The sequence below is a fragment of the Enterobacter sp. PL_is511 genome, assembly GCF_055816065.1.
Genome location: NZ_JBVPGP010000024.1, coordinates 783,729 through 800,019 on the forward strand (window position 1 = coordinate 783,729; position 16,291 = coordinate 800,019).

The 16,291-nt window shown below is 61.8% G+C and carries 15 protein-coding genes and 1 pseudogene; 8 read left to right on the forward strand and 8 right to left on the reverse strand.

From position 1 onward, the window contains the following. The first annotated feature begins 96 nt into the window (after positions 1-96). From AC0TN7_RS19120 to AC0TN7_RS19130, 3 genes are read left to right on the forward strand one after another with little or no spacing between them, the layout of a single operon-like run. Entirely contained in the window at positions 97-1,935 is a 1,839-nt protein-coding gene (locus AC0TN7_RS19120) for a DUF2264 domain-containing protein (protein ID WP_417927189.1), read from the forward strand. Continuing rightward, the gene (locus AC0TN7_RS19125; protein WP_473702351.1) at positions 1,932-3,212 is read left to right on the forward strand and encodes an oligosaccharide MFS transporter; all 1,281 of its coding nucleotides are present in this window, start codon (positions 1,932-1,934) and stop codon (positions 3,210-3,212) included. The genes AC0TN7_RS19120 and AC0TN7_RS19125 overlap by 4 nt, the downstream gene beginning before the upstream one ends. A 13-nt stretch (positions 3,213-3,225) precedes the next feature. Continuing rightward, positions 3,226-4,416, forward strand: coding sequence for a glycoside hydrolase family 88 protein (locus AC0TN7_RS19130; RefSeq protein WP_024908237.1), 1,191 nt, complete (start codon positions 3,226-3,228; stop codon positions 4,414-4,416). Between the two features lie 140 nt (positions 4,417-4,556). Here AC0TN7_RS19130 and AC0TN7_RS19135 read toward each other — a convergent pair whose 3' ends face one another. The 3 genes from AC0TN7_RS19135 to hpxO are packed head-to-tail and all read right to left on the reverse strand — an operon-like array spanning position 4,557 to position 7,710. After that, the gene (locus tag AC0TN7_RS19135) at positions 4,557-5,492 is read right to left on the reverse strand and encodes a PDR/VanB family oxidoreductase (RefSeq protein WP_473702352.1); all 936 of its coding nucleotides are present in this window, start codon (positions 5,490-5,492) and stop codon (positions 4,557-4,559) included. Positions 5,493-5,503: 11 nt separating this feature from the next. Then, entirely contained in the window at positions 5,504-6,541 is a 1,038-nt protein-coding gene (gene hpxD / locus AC0TN7_RS19140) for a molybdenum cofactor-independent xanthine hydroxylase subunit HpxD (protein WP_473702353.1), read from the reverse strand. 14 nt (positions 6,542-6,555) lie between these two features. Beyond that, positions 6,556-7,710, reverse strand: coding sequence for an FAD-dependent urate hydroxylase HpxO (hpxO, locus tag AC0TN7_RS19145; protein WP_420278030.1), 1,155 nt, complete (start codon positions 7,708-7,710; stop codon positions 6,556-6,558). A gap of 239 nt (positions 7,711-7,949) precedes the next feature. Between hpxO and uraD the strand changes: the two genes are divergently transcribed. Together uraD and uraH are read left to right on the forward strand one after the other, a co-directional pair. Continuing rightward, a complete protein-coding gene (gene uraD / locus AC0TN7_RS19150) occupies positions 7,950-8,444 on the forward strand; it encodes a 2-oxo-4-hydroxy-4-carboxy-5-ureidoimidazoline decarboxylase (protein WP_473702354.1) in 495 nt (164 codons plus the stop codon). Beyond that, complete coding sequence (uraH, locus tag AC0TN7_RS19155) at positions 8,441-8,764, forward strand: hydroxyisourate hydrolase (RefSeq protein WP_048989885.1); 324 nt, start codon at positions 8,441-8,443, stop codon at positions 8,762-8,764. The genes uraD and uraH overlap by 4 nt, the downstream gene beginning before the upstream one ends. Here the strand turns inward: uraH and guaD are convergent. Together guaD and AC0TN7_RS19165 are read right to left on the reverse strand one after the other, a co-directional pair. Continuing rightward, entirely contained in the window at positions 8,744-10,063 is a 1,320-nt protein-coding gene (gene guaD / locus AC0TN7_RS19160) for a guanine deaminase (protein WP_473702355.1), read from the reverse strand. The genes uraH and guaD overlap by 21 nt on opposite strands. A 99-nt stretch (positions 10,064-10,162) precedes the next feature. Next, positions 10,163-11,659, reverse strand: coding sequence for an NCS1 family nucleobase:cation symporter-1 (locus AC0TN7_RS19165; protein WP_008499855.1), 1,497 nt, complete (start codon positions 11,657-11,659; stop codon positions 10,163-10,165). 144 nt (positions 11,660-11,803) lie between these two features. Here AC0TN7_RS19165 and AC0TN7_RS19170 point away from each other — a divergent pair, with 144 nt between their 5' ends. The 3 genes and pseudogenes from AC0TN7_RS19170 to puuE all read left to right on the forward strand — a co-directional run bounded on the left by AC0TN7_RS19170 (position 11,804) and on the right by puuE (position 14,208). Next, positions 11,804-12,520: a GntR family transcriptional regulator gene (locus AC0TN7_RS19170; protein WP_417927195.1), complete on the forward strand. Its 717-nt coding sequence runs from the start codon at positions 11,804-11,806 to the stop codon at positions 12,518-12,520. Beyond that, positions 12,520-13,388 (forward strand): annotated as a pseudogene (locus AC0TN7_RS19175) (aspartate/glutamate racemase family protein); the annotation flags it as partial. The gene AC0TN7_RS19170 and the pseudogene AC0TN7_RS19175, both read left to right, overlap by 1 nt. Continuing rightward, the gene (gene puuE / locus AC0TN7_RS19180; RefSeq protein WP_417927196.1) at positions 13,276-14,208 is read left to right on the forward strand and encodes an allantoinase PuuE; all 933 of its coding nucleotides are present in this window, start codon (positions 13,276-13,278) and stop codon (positions 14,206-14,208) included. The pseudogene AC0TN7_RS19175 and the gene puuE, both read left to right, overlap by 113 nt. Positions 14,209-14,323: 115 nt before the next feature. Here the strand turns inward: puuE and hpxZ are convergent, their stop codons facing one another. Genes hpxZ through hpxX form a run of 3 tightly spaced genes read right to left on the reverse strand, consistent with a single transcriptional unit; the run spans position 14,324 to position 16,289 of the window. Continuing rightward, positions 14,324-14,710 (reverse strand): oxalurate catabolism protein HpxZ, encoded by a 387-nt coding sequence (gene hpxZ, locus AC0TN7_RS19185; RefSeq protein WP_023311059.1) that lies wholly within the window; start codon positions 14,708-14,710, stop codon positions 14,324-14,326. Beyond that, the gene (locus AC0TN7_RS19190) at positions 14,707-16,104 is read right to left on the reverse strand and encodes an AtzE family amidohydrolase (protein WP_267216731.1); all 1,398 of its coding nucleotides are present in this window, start codon (positions 16,102-16,104) and stop codon (positions 14,707-14,709) included. Before AC0TN7_RS19190 ends, hpxZ begins: the two co-directional genes overlap by 4 nt. After that, positions 16,101-16,289, reverse strand: a complete 189-nt coding sequence (gene hpxX, locus AC0TN7_RS19195) for an oxalurate catabolism protein HpxX (RefSeq protein ID WP_095442423.1) — start codon at positions 16,287-16,289, stop codon at positions 16,101-16,103. The genes AC0TN7_RS19190 and hpxX overlap by 4 nt, the downstream gene beginning before the upstream one ends. Positions 16,290-16,291 lie beyond the last annotated feature (2 nt).

Consider the following 16,291-nt stretch of genomic DNA (forward strand, 5'->3'; position numbering starts at 1 on the left):
AAAGCAGTTACTCTTCATTCAGACGTCGCACTCGTGGCTTTAAAAAGCCTAATAACAATAACTTATCTCTACCCTCGTGTAATGCGGGAGGACCCTGTGCAACCTGAAAATATTCATCTGGATAACCCACTGACAAGCCGGGAAGAGGTGCTACGGCTGGTTAACGACATGCTGAACGCGGTGTCGCCCTGGTTTAAAAAAGACGCCAGCCGCATTGATTTAGCGAACTTTACCGCTCACTACGGCCAGCAGGTGGCGAACATGGAAACGTTTTCCCGCCTGCTGTGGGGCGTGACGCCGCTGTTGGCTGGCGGCAGCGAGCCGCAGCACTTCTCATTCTATTTACAGGCGATAAAAAACGGCACCGATCCGCAGCATGCCGATTACTGGGGCGACGTCGGGCCTTACGATCAGCGAATCGTCGAGATGGCGGCCTACGGGCTGCTGCTGGCGCTGGCGGGTGAAACCGTACTGGCACACTTCACCGAGACGGAGAAAGAGAATTTATGGCGCTGGCTAAAGCAGTGCGAGACCCGGGAAATCCCCGATAACAACTGGCACTTCTTCCCGATTCTGGTGCAGGTCGGCTTCCATTATTGCGGCATGCCGACCAACCCCCAGGCGCTGGAAGATCATTTTGCTGCCATGGAGCACTACTACCTCGGCGATGGCTGGTACGCCGATGGTCCGGGACGGCCGCGCGACTATTACATCTCGATGGGCTTCCATTTCTATGGCCTGATTTACGCGAAGCTCATGGCCGGGGTCGATCCACAGCGCTGTGCAACGCTGCGTGACCGGGCCGCGCGTTTCTCCTCTGACTTCATCCATTTCTTTGCCGAAGACGGCGCGGCGATCCCGTTTGGCCGTAGCCTGACCTACCGCTTTGCCGAGGCGGCGTTCTGGAGTGCGGCGGCCTTCGCCGGGCTGGAGGTCTTTTCGCCCGGCGCGATTAAGGGCATCGTTCTGCGTCATCTGCGCTGGTGGCTAAAGCAGCCGATATTCGACCGCGACGGCGTGCTGAGCGTCGGTTACAGCTACCCGAATCTGGCGATGGCGGAAGACTACAACGCGCCGGGGTCGCCGTACTGGGGCCTGAAGACCCTGCTGGTGCTGGCATTAGATGAGGGCGATGCTTTCTGGCAGGCGGCCGAGCTGCCGCTGCCGCCGCTGCCCGCGCAGCACACGATAGCCCACGCGGATCAGGTGGTGGTGCATCAGGACGATCACCTGTGGATGCTGACGTCCGGCCAGCTGGAGCTGAACAACTTCGTGAACACCGAAGCGAAATACTGCAAATTTGCCTATTCCACCCGCTTTGGCTTCACCATCGAACGCGGGCGCTACGGCCTGAATCATGCCTCGCCCGATTCGATGCTGCTGCTGGCCGAAAAGGATAACTACTGGCGTGGCCGCCGCGAATGCCAGCACGTGGTCACCGCTGACGGCACCATTTACAGCCGCTGGCTGCCGTGGCGCGACGTGGAGATTGAGAGCTGGCTGCTGGCGCTGGGCGACTGGCAGCTACGCGTCCATCGCATCAATACCCGGCGCGCGCTGGACTGCGCGGAGGGTGGCTTTAGCCTGGCGAACCGCCCGCAGCCGCAGGTACACGAGAGTAACGGTGCCTGCTGGTTACGCAGTGCCCGGGATGTCTCCTCCATTTTCTGTTTACATCCGCACGCTCGCCGCGGCGAGACGGTGGTGACGCCGCCAAACAGTAATCTGCTGTTCGCCGAGCGCGCGGCGGTGCCGGTGCTGCGCGGCGAGCTTGACCCCGGCACGCATATGTTAATCAGCGCGGTGTGGGCGGGAAATGCCGCCGACTTCGAACCGCAACATTGCCCGCAGGCCTTCATTAGCGATGACGCGGTACGCTTCGTGACGGCACGACAAGAAACGACGCTCGTTCTGGCTTCGGAGGCATCGCTATGAGCACATCATCGTCCGTACGCGCCGCGCAGTACAAAATGAGTACCTTTATTTTCCTTTACTTCTTCACGTGGTCATCCAGCTTTGGCCTGTACGCCCTGTGGCTGAGCCAGAAAGTGGGCCTCGATAGCGTCACCATCGGCAGCGTGTTCGCCATCAACGGTGTCTTCGCGGTGGTTCTGAAGCCGGTGTACGGCTACATCATGGACAAAATCGGCATGAGCAAGTGGCTGCTCTATTTTGTCTGCGCCATTTCCGCGCTGATGGCGCCATTCTTCGCGCTGGTGTACCAGCCGCTGCTGCAAAGCCATGCGATGGCGGGGATTATCATCGGCGCGCTGTATCTGAGCCTGGGCTGGTACGCCGGCGTGGCGGCGTCTGAATCTTACGCCGACCGCTTTAGCCGCCTGTACGGGCTGGAGTTTGGCCGCATCAGAATGTGGGGTTCACTGGGCTGGGCGATGGCGGCGTCGGTCTCCGGGCTGTTGTTTAACGTCACCCCGCTGGCCAACTTTCTGCTTAGCAGCGGGACCTCGGTACTGATGCTGCTGGTGCTGATTAGCCTCAAAATCGGCGACGAGCAGCTGCGCAATAACAGCGTTATTTCCGCAAATAAGATCGTCTTCGCCGACGTGCTGATGCTCCTGAAAAACCGCAAATTCTGGATGTTCAGCCTCTACGTCGCCGGGGTGGCGTGGATGATGTTTATCGCCGAACAGCAGTTCCCGCGCTACTTCGTGTCGTTCTTCTCCACCAAAGAGCAGGGGAATGCCTGGTACGGCTACCTGAGTACCGTCCAGTCGGGGATGGAATTCGTGATGATGATGTTTATCCCGTGGCTGGTGAATCACTACGGCGCCAAGCGCGGCCTGCTGTTCTGCGGCTGTGTGGTCGGAGCGCGGCTGATCGCCTCCGGGCTGACCAGCGACCCGATTGTTATCTCCATCATCAAACCGTTTTATGGCGTCGAGATCGCGCTGCTGCTCATCTCGGTCTTCAAATACATCGCGGAGCATTTCCATAGTCGGGTTAACGCCACGATGTACCTGCTGGGCTACCAGGCGATGATTTACGTGGGTTCGATTGTGGTCGCCCCACCTGCCGGCTATCTGTACGACAGGATTGGCTTTGAGCATACCTATCTGCTGATGGGCTGCTGCGCCCTGGTATTTACGCTGATTTCCGCCTTTACGCTGTCGCGCTGCCAGTCGACGCGCGATGACTCACGATCCTTTGCTCCGGCTTTAGATACCGCCCCGGTTGAACCGGCCAAACATTAATTCAGGAGTTGTTATGACCAAATCTGTTATCACCGAAGCGCTGCGGCCAATCGAACTGCATCAGGTCGATCGCCTGGCACTGAGCCAGAAGCTGGAGGCGGCGTTAACCCGCGTCACGCGCAAGCTCGACAAAAATATTGTTGCCTTCGGCGATAAGTTCCCCGGAGAGGCCTGTGAGAAGGGGGTCTGGCCGCGCACCGATAACGTGGAGTGGACCACCAGCTTCTGGCCTGGCCAGCTGTGGCTGGCGTGGGAGATGACCGGCAAAGCGCACTATCGCAAAGCTGCCGAGCGCTATTTACCGTCGTTCGCCCGGCGTATTGAGCAGCGCATCGACACCGCCACGCACGATCTCGGGTTCCTCTATTCGCTCTCCTGCATCAGCGCCTGGCGGCTCACCGGCAACGAAGCCGCTCGTCAGTCGGCGCTGCTGGCTGCCGAGCACCTGATGGAGCGTTTTAACCCGACGGCCAACATTATTCAGGCGTGGGGTGATTTAAACGACCCGGAGCAGCAGGGGAGAATGATCATCGACTGCAATATGAACCTGCCGCTGCTGTACTGGGCCAGCGAACAGACCGGGGATCCGCGCTATGCGCAGGCGGCGACGGCGCACGCAGGACAGGCCGCGGCCTATATCGTGCGTGAAGATGCCTCGACCTATCACACTTACTATATGGACGTGCAAACGGGCGAGCCGCGCTTTGGCAACACCCATCAGGGCTACAGCGATACCTCGTGCTGGTCGCGCGGCCAGGCATGGGGCATTTACGGCTTCCTGCTCAGCTATCAGCACACCGGCGATAAGCAGATGGTTGAGCTGTCGCGCAGCCTGGCGCATTACTTCCTCAACCGTCTGCCGGAAGATGATGTTTGCCACTGGGATCTGGCGCTGCTCGGTACCGACGCCGTGCGCGACAGTTCAGCGGCGGCGATTGCCGCCTGTGGCCTGCTGGAGCTGGTTAAGGCGCTGCCGACGCTCGACGCAAACCGTGCATATTATGAAGAGATGGCGCTGCGTATCGCGCTGTCGCTGACCGATAACTACCTTGCTCATGACGACGATCCGACTGAAGGGCTACTGCAGCACTCGGTTTATCATATGGGCAGCGGTAAGGGGGTCGATCAGTGCTGTAGCTGGGGGGACTATTTCTATCTTGAGCTGCTGGCGCGGCTGCGACAGATTTGGCACCCGTACTGGTAATCCTTAAGCGCTTGTGCGTTTCGCCCGCCGGCGCTACGCTTGCACGGGCCTACAATGAATAGTGCAATATATTGATATTGTTACGGATTGTAGGCCGGGTAAGCGCAGCGCCACCCGGCAAGAAAGCGTGTGCAGACGGTTTACAGCCCGATCACCAGCTCTCCCGAATGGCTCCGCGAACAGCACAGCGCCACCTGCTGGTCCGCTGCGCTTTTTTCCGCCTCCGACTGCACGCTATCCCGGTGATCCACCACGCCGTCAATCACCGGCGTCAGGCAGGCGCCGCAGATCCCCATTTCGCAGGACAGCGGAACGTCCACGCCGTTTGCCTGCAGCACCTGGGCAATGGTTTTGTCCGCAGGCACCGGCCAGCGCTCCCCGGTGGAGGCCAGCTTGACCGTAAAGATCTCGCCCGCGACACCGCCTGCGGCAGGGGCGGCGGGCTGAAACGCCTCGCTGTGAAGATGGGCGTCATCCCATCCCTTCGCCTTGGCGACTTCACGCACTTTTTCCATAAACCCCGCAGGTCCGCAGACCCAGGCTCGCAAACCCGCTTCAGGCATGGGGAGATGCTCTGCCAGCGCTGTGCGCGGGCTGATAGTATGAATGATGCACTCACCGCACTGCGAAAGTTCGCGCGCAAACGCCGCGCTTTCGCGCTTCCTGACGTAATAGTGCAGCGAAAACGACGTGCCGGCGGCCTTCAGCTGCAGGGCCATCGCATACAGCGGCGTAATGCCAATCCCCGCCGCCAGCAATAAAACCCGTTCTGCCTGAACCAGCGGAAACAGATTGCGCGGGGCTGAAATTAGCAGCTTCTGCCCCGGACGCAGTGTTTCGTGAACGTAGCGCGATCCGCCGCGCGAGGCGGTTTCCCGCCCCACGCAGATAAGATAGCTCTCTTCCTCACAGGCCCCGGTCAGGGAATACTGGCGCACCACGCCGCAGGGCAGGTGGACATCAATGTGCGCGCCGGGCTGCCACGGCGGCAGCACTTCGCCGTCTTCAGCCACCAGCCTGACGGCGAGGCTTTTGTCGCCCTCGCGCCACAGCCCGTCAACAATTACGCTCAGCATAGCGGCCTCCGTCATACCAGGAAAAATTCGCCAAAGCCCATCTTCTTCAGTCCCCGACGGTAGGCAATTGAGCTTTTATCGGCGGGAATATGGGCTTCCAGGGTCAGGTCCAGCGGCAGGCTTTCCGGGCGCTGGGTTTCCACCATCAGACGGTCCTCTTCAAAAATGCGCAAATTGAAGGCATGCACGTCCTCCACCGGAATATGCAGGTCAAAATTGCGGGCGATAGGGGCGAACATGCGGGTCACGCGCGATGACACGGGCGACGCGGCGTTCATAATGACCAGTCTCGATTCACCCGGAAAATGAATCGTCAGGGTGGCGGTGAACGGCAGGTGCATCTCAAAATGGCGCAACCACTGGAACCCTTCCGGAGCCTGCACGGGGGAACTGGCGGGATAGTTGCTCACGGAGCTCCAGTAATCCGCCACGAAGCCAAACGGCGTCTCCTGCGGCTGATAGTGGGGCACCAGCGGGTTATTGGGGTCCGCAAAGGTATCGGTGTGGATCCAGGCGAAGTGCGCCACGTCCAGAAACCCCTCTACCTGACGTCCGGCAAAGCCGTTGACCTCAAACGCCGGGCAGTTAATCTGCTGAAATCCGGCGTCATCCCAGTGCGGCATGGTGGGCAGCGGCGCGGGGTTTTCCGGATCAAACGCCAGGCAGGTCCAGATGAGCCCGAACCGCTCCTCCACGGCGTAGTTAATCAGGTTAAGCTTCGCCGGAACGGGCTGGTCGGGGCTGGAGGGAATGCGGTTGCAGCGCCCGTCCTCCCCAAAGCGGAGGCCGTGGTAGGGGCAGACGATTCCGTGCTCGTCGTGAAAGCCGAGCGTCAGCGGCACGCCGCGGTGCGGGCAGACGTCACGGGCGACCACGACCTGGTCGTTAATCCGGTAAATCACCAGCTGTTCATCCAGCAGCGTCGCCTTGACCGGCGCCGGACCGACGTCGCAGGCGCGCGCGACCGGATGCCAGCATTTCGCCAGGCGCAGCCAGTCCTCTGGCTCAAACGTGCAGTGGGCGGGTGGAGTCGGTTCTCTTTTCATCATTATCCCTCTTACGTTCAGCCTAACGGGCCGCCCTGAATGGTCTCGCACAGACCGTTGATGATGCGCTCTCCGGTCTCCTCTCGAAGCTCCTGATACCAGGCCTGCGTCAACGCCATGTCTTTCCCGTGGGTGACGTCGCAGCGCTTACGCGCCTTCAGCACCAGGTCGCGCACCCGGTCGCAGCGCAGCGCCTCGTACTGCCGCAGCGCCAGCGTGATGCTGTGGTTTTCACGCAGGCATTCCCCTAGCACCACGGCGTCTTCCATCGCTGCGCAGCCGCCCTGGCCGATATCCGGCGTGGTGCTGTGAGCGGCATCGCCGAGCAGCGCGACGTTGCCGCGCACCAGGCTGTCGAACGGCTCGATGTCGTGGATCTCAATGCGATTGGTGGTGTCAGGATCCAGCGCGGCGATAAGCCTCTGCACCGGCGGCGCCCAGCCGCGGAAGTAGCCCGTGAGGTCTGCGCGCAGGGTGGTGCGATCCTCCGCCAGGCCCGCAGGGAGCGGCACGTCAAAAAAGAAGTAGAAGCGCCCGCCGGAGACGGGCATCAGCGACACGCGTTTGCCTTCGCCAACGAAGGTGGTCCACTGGTGCGCCGGGGCGATCTCTTCGTCAATCTTCACCAGCCCGTTCCAGTTCACGTAGCCCGCGTAGCGGCGCTCGGGGGTATACCCCAGCACGTACGGGCGAACCGCCGAGTGGCTGCCGTCGGCGGCAATCAGGAAATCGCCGGATGCCGTGGTGCCGTCGGTGAAGGTCACACTCACGCCCGAGTCGTCTTCATGGACGCGTTCGACGCGCTTGCCGAACTGCACTTTGTCGCGCCCCCAGAAGTCCAGCATTTCGCGCTGAAGCTCAGCGCGCGAGACGGGGCAGGGACGCCCGCCGGTACGCTCAACCAGCGGAGCAAGGCTAAAGCGGGTCAGGGTATCGCCGCGCCGGTAATCCTTATACGCCATAAAACGCATCGGTCCGCCGTAGGTCTCGATGATGTCGCCCATGCCGAGGTGCTGCATGCATTTCACGCCGTTAGGCCAGATGGAGATGGCCGCCCCGACGGGCCTGATCTCCTTTACGGCTTCAAATACGGTACAGTCGATGCCCGCTTTTTTCAGCGCGACGGCGGCGCTCAGGCCGCCAATACCCGCACCAATAACGATTGCTCTCATGCTTCTCTCCTTTTGCAGGGTGTAAAGACATTCAGCAATTTGCGTACCAGGCTGCAGAGTGGCGAAAACGGCGTTGTGAGTGAGAGGTTTGCACTGCTAAGGTGCGCAAACGCGGTGAGCGTGCCTTTTTTTGAATCAAAAATTTCCTGGTCAGCCATCCGGAATCGACTGTTTCACATCTGCCTCAAGAGTGGCGTGGTTTGTGCAATAACCTGAAGGAGGATAATCAAGGAGAACCTATGATCGCACTGCACGACTTCAATCAGCTTCCTGAGAAAGACGCTCTTACGCTGCTTCAGCCCTGCGTGGCGATACCCGGCTGGGCCGACGCATTGGTTGACGGACGGCCTTATTCGAGCCGGGAAGCCTTGTTCATTGCGGCGCAGGCCCTGGCGCAACGCTGGGACGAAGCGGCATTAACGCAAGCATTGAGCGCCCATCCGCGCATCGGGGAAAAGCCCGCGGGCGCGCAGGCGGCGCTGTCGCGGCAGGAGCAGGGAGCGGTGAACGATCGCGATGCCGCCCTTGCGCAGGCGCTGCGTGAAGGCAATGCCCGCTACGAGGCCCGCTTTGGGCGCGTCTTTCTGATCCGCGCGAAGGGCCGCAGCGGCGAGGAGATATTACAGGCCCTGCACGCGAGGCTGGAAAACAGCGACGCGCAGGAAATCCGTGCCGCGCTGGAACAGCTGCGGGAAATTACGCTGCTACGGCTGGAAGGAGTCATTAGCGAATGAGCACACTCAGCACCCATATTCTTGATATTTCGACGGGCAAACCCGCAGAGGGCGTAACGGTTCATCTGCAACAGGGCGGGAAGACGCTGGCCACGGGGGTGACCAACGCCCAGGGGCGCATCGCCGCGTTCGTTCCCTCTCTGCCCGCGGGCCGTTACCAACTGGTGGCGGAGATCGGCGCGTGGTTTCGCGAAACCGGTCGCGACACGCTCTACCCCTGTGCGCAAATTGATTTTGTGACGGGAGAAACGGCAGACGAGCATTTCCATCTGCCGTTTGTGATTGCGCCCGGCGGGTGGTCAACCTACCGGGGCAGTTGACCACACCCGCTCGCCGTTGACCCAGGTCTCACTGATGTTGCGCTCGTCGCCCAGGGTCATCAGCACAAAGAGCTGCTCGTAGATATTCTGACAGCGGCGATTGCGCAGGCGCTGCAGCGGCGTTACGTCAGGATCGATAACCACGAAATCCGCCTCTTTGCCGGGCGCGAAGTTGCCAATCTTATCGTCCAGCCGGAGGGCGTGCGCGCCGCCCAGCGTGGCGTGATAAAACGCCTCGCTGGCGCGCAGGCGGTAGCTCTGAAGCTGGCCCACCTTGTAGGCTTCCCCCAGGGTGCGCAGCATGCTGAAGGTGGTGCCTGCACCGACGTCGGTGCCGATGCCCATCCGCACCCTGTGCTGCCAGCAGGCGGGCAGGCGAAACAGCCCGCTGCCGAGAAACAGGTTCGAGGTGGGGCAAAACGCCACCGCCGAACCGGTGTCATGCAGGCACTGCCACTCGCTGTGGTGAAGGTGAATCGCGTGGGCAAACACGCTGCGCTCGCCGGTCAGGCCGTAGTGGTGATACACGTCCAGATAGCGCTCGTGCTCCGGCCAGAGGTCGCTTACCCAGGCCACTTCGTTGGGGTTTTCGCTCAGGTGGGTCTGCAGCCAGGTGTCCGGAAACTCCTCTCTGAGCAGGCTGACCGCCGCAAGCAGCTCGGGGGATGAGGTCGGGGCAAAGCGCGGCGTAATGGCGTAGCCCAGGCGTCCACGGTGATGCCAGCGCTGGATCAGCGCCCGCGTCTGTCGGTAGCTCTGCTTCGCGTCTTCGCTCAGGTAGTCCGGCGTGTGTCTGTCCATCATCACCTTTCCGGCGATAAGGCGCATGTTCAGGCGCAGGGCCTCGGTAAACAGCGCCTCGACCGATTCCGGATGCAGCGTGCAAAACACCAGCGCGGTGGTGGTGCCGTTGCTCACCAGCTGCTGTATGAAAAATTCGGCGATCTCTTTCGCGTAGGCCTCATCGGAAAACTGGCTCTCCACCGGGAAGGTGTAGGTGGTCAGCCACTCCAGCAGCTGTTCGCCAAAGGCGCCGATCATCTCCGTTTGCGGATAGTGGACGTGGGTGTCAACAAAACCGGGCAGCAGCAGCCTGCCGCGCAGGTCGGTATAGCCTTTGTGCGGGTCAAGATACTGCTCGCCCTCATGCCACGGCATCTGTGCCAGAATTTTTCCGTTCTGGATAAACAGCAGGCCGTCCTCAAGGTAGCGCGCGTGTTGGGCAATGGCGTCTGCGCTGTCGCAGACCCGGGCAATATCAAAAAAAGCACCGCGTATCGCAGTCTGGTATTCCATCATGGTTCCTGCCTTCGTGTTTGCGTAGCGGGGGTAAGAAGGCTCAGCAAGAACGGTGCCAGAATGAACGGGCCGCAGATACGCTGCGGCCGGAGGGAGGGGTTACTCTTTTTGCGTCGCCACGCGGGAACCGAACGACGTCGCGCCTGCCGTTTCGCGCTCTTCCCGCGCCAGCCAGCGGTAGGTCACGCCGCCGAGGAAGACGCCAATAAACCAGCTGAAGTTCGCCACCTCATGCAGGGCCGGAATAAAGCTAATGACCAGGCCCACGGCAACGGACGGGATCAGCGCCCCAATGGCTTTCGGGTTAAAGCCGTTGCGGTACCAGTATTTGCCCTTTGGCGTGTCGTCGAACAGATCGTCGACCGACACCTTGCCGCGTTTAATCAGGTAGAAGTCGGCAATCAGAATGCCGAACAGCGGGCCGATAAACGCCCCGAGCACGTCCAGGGTGTAGTGGATAAGTTCCGGCGAGTTGAACAGGTTCCACGGGGTGAGCAGGATCGAGCCGACGGCGGCAATCATGCCCCCGGTGCGGAAGCTGATCTTCTGCGGCGAGCAGTTCGAGAAATCAAACGCCGGGGAGACGAAGTTCGCCACGATGTTGATCCCGATGGTGGCGGTGATCATCGTCAGCAGGCCAATCGCCACGGCCAGATCGTTGCCCACGCGGCTGACGGTCTCAATCGGGTCGGTGATCATGCGGCCAAACAGCGACTGGGTGCCGGACACAATCACCACGGTGACGATGGAGAACAGCAGGAAGTTAAACGGCAGGCCCCAGCGGTTGCCGCGGCGGATCTCGCCCATGCTTTTGCCGTAGCGGGAGAAGTCGCCAAAGTTGAGCAGCGGGCCGGAGAAGTAGGAGACCACCAGCGCGGTCGCGGTGATCATCTGCCAGGTCTGCTCGCCCGCGCTCAGGGATTTGCTGGCAAGGGTGAAGGAGATCCCGTCAAAGCCGGTCTTGTATACAATCCAGCCGGCGAGGGCCAGCATCACCACATAGACCGCCGGGCCGGCGATATCAATAAAGCGCTTGATGGCGCTCATGCCGTGCCAGAAGACCATCGCCTGCAGGACCCACATAATGGCAAAGCAGATCCAGCCCAGATGCGACAGGCCCAGGAACGCGCCGGTAGTGAGCGAAGAGAGCGACGGCCAGAACTTCAGCGCCACCAGCATCAGCGCGTTGGCGGCGAGATAGGTCTGAATGCCGTACCACGCAAAGGCGATAAGCCCGCGGATCACCGCTGGAATATTGGCCCCGAAGACGCCAAACGCCTGACGGCTGATCACCGCATAGGGCACGCCCGCCATCTGGCTCGGTTTGGCCACCAGGTTGGCGCACAGCTGCACGATGCAAATCCCCACCAGCAGGCAGAGCAGCACCTGCCAGCTTGCCAGCCCGAGCGTAAAGAAGCTCGCGGCGACAACATAACCCCCCATGCTGTGAACGTCCGACATCCAGAACGAAAAGATGTTGTACCAGCTCCAGTTCTGGTCACGCGTCGGTGCCAGATCCTCATTGCAAAGACGTGGGCTGTAAACCGCACCGGAATCAGCGGCCGTACCCTGCTGCGCGTTTTGACTGTTTGGCATGAAACCTGCTCCTGTGAATGAAAACCCGTTGAGTGGGAGTGCAAACGGTGTTGCAGGATCCAGGCCAAAATAATAAATCTTGTATGCAATATTTTATTTTTATGTATACGATTCGATAACGGAAAGTAAAATTCGGAGTGGTAGATGAACAACATAAACGCCCTGCAGACCGCGCCAGACCTGCATGACAAAGACGAATCGATCTTTCAGGCGCTGATGACCGCAATTGTCGAACACCAGCTGCTGCCGGGGAGCAAACTGCCGGAAGAGGCGCTGGCCGAGGTCTTTGGCGTGAGCCGCACGGGCATCCGCAAGGTGCTTCAACGACTCGCCGCTGTGCAAATGGTCACCCTGACGCCCAAGCGTGGTGCACACGTTGCCAGCCCGACGGTGGAAGAGGCGAGGCACATCTTCCGCACCCGCGCCCTGCTGGAGGTCGCCAACCTGCCGGACGTGCTGGCGCACTGCCAGCCGCCGCATCTTGTCGCGCTGGAGGCCATTATTCGCCAGGAGCAGCAGGCGCACGAGGCCTATGACGGCCCGGCGGCGATTCGCCACTCCGCCAATTTCCACATTCAGCTGCAGGCCATCTCCGGCAACCAGGTGCTCACTGAGATGGTGACCAGCCTGAGCCAGCGTTCTTCGCTGGTGATTGCCACCTGGGGAGCGCCGTGGCGTCAGGGCTGCCGCTGCAACGATCACGAGCAGCTGGTGGATCTGCTGCGCCAGAAGGCGCTTGAGCCGCTCAGCGATGCCTTAATGCACCATTTTGAACATATCGTCGCCAGCCTCTGCTTCGAGCGGGCGGGCGAGTGCCTGCCTGATTTTGCCCGGCTGTTTGCCGGCCACAAGGAGTCGTAATGTCTGTCTGTATACAAGTGATCAACCCCAACACCAGCCTCGCGATGACGGAAACCATCGGCGCGGCAGCCCGTGCGGTGGCGGCACCGGGAACGGAGATCCTCGCGGTCTGCCCGAGCGCGGGCGTGCCGTCGATAGAAGGCCACTTTGATGAGGCCATCGCCGCCGTTGGTGTCCTGGAGCAGATCAAAAAAGGCAGGGAGCAGGGCGTGGACGGTCACGTGATCGCCTGCTTTGGCGATCCGGGCCTGCTGGCGGCGCGCGAGCTGGCGCAGGGGCCGGTAATCGGCATCGCCGAAGCCGCCATGCATATGGCGACGCTGGTCGCGACGCGCTTTTCGGTGGTCACCACGCTTCCGCGCACGCTGATCATTGCCCGTCATCTGCTGCACCAGTATGGCTTTCAGGACCATTGTGCGGCGCTGCACGCCATCGACCTTCCGGTGCTGGCGCTGGAAGACGGCAGCGGTCTGGCGCAGGAGAAAGTGCGCGCGCGCTGTATACAGGCGCTGAAAGAGGATGGCTGTGGCGCCATCGTGCTGGGCTGCGGCGGCATGGCGATGCTGGCGCAGGAGCTGACCCGTGAGCTGCGCGTGCCGGTGATCGACGGCGTCAGCGCGGCGGTGAAGATGGTGGAATCGCTGGTGGCGCTGGGGCTGTCGACCAGCAAGCACGGGGATCTGGCGTTCCCGGAGAACAAAGCGTTAAGCGGGCATTTTCAGGCATTGAATTCATTTTAATTTTTGGGGGTGGCAATGGGGCTTTTCGAACAGGATTATCCGCGGGATCTGCGCGGCTACGCGGGCAACCCGCCGCACGCGCGGTGGCCGAATCAGGCGCGCATCGCCGTGCAGTTTGTGCTCAATTACGAAGAAGGGGCGGAAAACCACGTTCTGCACGGCGATGCCGGTTCCGAGCAGTTCCTGTCGGACATCATCGGCGCGGCCAGCTACCCGGACAGACACATGTCGATGGACTCCCTCTACGAATACGGCAGCCGCGCCGGGTTCTGGCGGATCCACAATGAATTTGAGAAACGCGGCCTGCCGCTGACGGTCTTCGGCGTGGCGATGGCGCTGGCGCGTCATCCGGAGATAGTCGAGGCAATCAAAGCCGCGGATTACGACGTGGTCAGCCACGGCTGGCGCTGGATCCACTACCAGAATATGGACATCAGCCAGGAGCGCGAACACCTGCACAAGGCGGTGCATGTTCTGACCGACCTGTTTGGCAAGCCGCCAACGGGCTGGTACACCGGGCGCGACAGCCCCAACACCCGCCAGCTGGTGGTGGAGCACGGCGGCTTCGACTACGACAGCGACTACTACGGCGACGATTTGCCCTTCTGGACGGAAGTGGCCTGCGGCGACGGCGCCCGCAAACCGCACCTGATTGTGCCCTATACGCTGGATGCGAACGACATGCGCTTCGCCACCGCGCAGGGGTTTAACACCGCCGAGCAGTTTTATACTTATCTGAAGGACAGTTTTGACGTGCTGTACGAAGAGGGGGAAAGCGCGCCGAAGATGATGTCCATCGGCATGCACTGCCGCCTGCTGGGGCGACCGGGGCGTTTTCGCGCGCTGCAGCGGTTCCTGGATTATGTGCAGCAGCACGAGCGGGTGTGGGTCTGTACCCGCCAGCAGATTGCAGACCACTGGCGGGAGGTGCATCCGTTTCAGAAGTAATTGAGCCGTGTTTTGCCGGGTGGCGGCTGCGCCTTACCCGGCCTACAGGGCCCACAGGGCATACGGGACATCGTAGGCCCGGTAAGCGCAGCGCCACCGGGCAGGTTTTTCAGCGTTACACCATCAAACTCACCTGCGCCGCCACGATCCGCCACCCATAGGCAAACCGTACCCACGTCTGCTGCTGGCGGCCAATACGTTCTGTGCCCTCCCGCGTAAACTCGGTGCTGCACACGGCATAATCCTCTCCGAAGGTGGTGATGACGGTGTGGCGCAGCGTCCGCTGCAGCCCGGCGGCGGGGCGCGCCGCGCGAAAGGCGCGGATTTCATCAATCCCGTACAGGTTTTCACCCGCCCCCAGCCGCACCGTGTTTTTGTCGTGCCAGAACAGCTCGTCCAGCACCGCAACGTTGTTGCTCACCAGCGCGTCCTCATAGCGGTAAAACGCGGCCGTCACCTCGGCAACCACCCACGGGAGGTTAATATCATCGTGATTCATCATGCTGCTATCTCCGCCGGACGGGCATCGGTGATGCCGCTCTCCTCCAGAACCCGCGCGACGCGCAGGCAGGCCTGCTCGTTAAACGGCGCGGCAATCAGCTGCAGGCCGATAGGCGCACCCTGCGCGGTACGCAGCGGAACGGTGGTCACGGGCAGGCCCAAAAATGATATCGGCTGAGTCAGCATCCCCATGCTGGCGCGAATGGGAAGTGGCTGACCGTTAATCTCCATGGTCTGCTCGCCCGCCAGCGTGGCGCTGCGCGGAGTGGCCGGGGCGATCAGCACGTCGGCCTGCGCAAATAAGGTTTTAAACGCCTGCCGGGCGTGCGCGCGAAACCGCTGGGCCTGAATGTACCAGGCGGAGGGGATCATCGCCCCGGCCAGCAGGCGTTCGCGGGAGTGCGGCTCAAAGCGCTCGGGCTCGCGGCGAAGCGCGGGCAGGTACTGGTTTCCCCCTTCCGAGGCGCTGATGATAAACGCCGCAGAGCGCGCCAGCTCGGCGTCCGGGAACTGCAGCTCATCCTGCACGTCGAGCGCCTTCGCCACCCGCGCCACGGCGTCTCTGGCGTCCGTGTCGCACCAGGTGGTGAAGTAGCCGCCGAGCACCGCGCAGCGCAGGCCGTCAAGCCCGCGATCGAGCAGGGGGCGCGTCTGCTCGCGGGAGCTCTCTGCCTGAAAACCGTCGCTGCTGTCCCGCCCCTGCAGCGCGTCGTACACGGACGCCAGGTCGCACACGCGGCGGGCAAAGGGGCCGATATGATCCAGGCTTGCGACAAACGGATGGCTGCCGGATCGCGACAGGCGGCCAAAGGTGGGCTTCAGGCCGTAGATGCCGCACAGGGAGGCCGGAACGCGAATCGACCCGTTGGTGTCGGTGCCGAGCGAGAAGTGCACCAGCCCGGCGGCCACGGCGGCGGCTGAGCCGCCGGACGAACCGCCCGCAATGCGCGCCAGGTCGTGCGGGTTACGCGTCGTGCCGTAGTGGCTGTTTTCGGTGGTAAAGCCGTAGGCGTAGGCGTCCATATTCACCATCCCGGTCAGCAGCCCGCCCGCGCTGCGCAGCTGGCGCACCGCGAAGCTGTCAGCGGCCGCGGCGGGGCGCTGGCTGAACAGCTCGGCCCCGGCGAGGGTGGTATGGCCTGCAACGTCGAACAGGTTTTTCACCGCGTAGGGCACGCCCGCCAGCGGCGGCAGAGGGCGCTTCTCGCGGCGCAGAGTGTCGATGTTCTCGGCTTCGGCGAGCATGCGTGCTTCCGTCACGGCGGTCCAGGCGTTGATCTGCGGGTTAACGCGCGCAATCCCCTCCAGCGTCTGGCGGGCAATCTCGCTCGCGCTCAGCTCGCCTGCGTTCAGCGCATGCTGGATCGCGCCGATACTCATCTCGTGTAGCCTCATGCTTTATACACTCCTGCGATCTCCAGACGGTCGTCGAGCGGCAGCGCCATCAGCGGGGCGGCCATGCTGGCAATGCGGCTGAACTGCAGCTGCAGCTCGGCGCGGCGGGCGTCGTCCAGCGTCACACCGAGCACGGTTTCCATTTGCGCCAGATACGCCTGCCAGTCGGGTTGTGGTGTCGTCATTT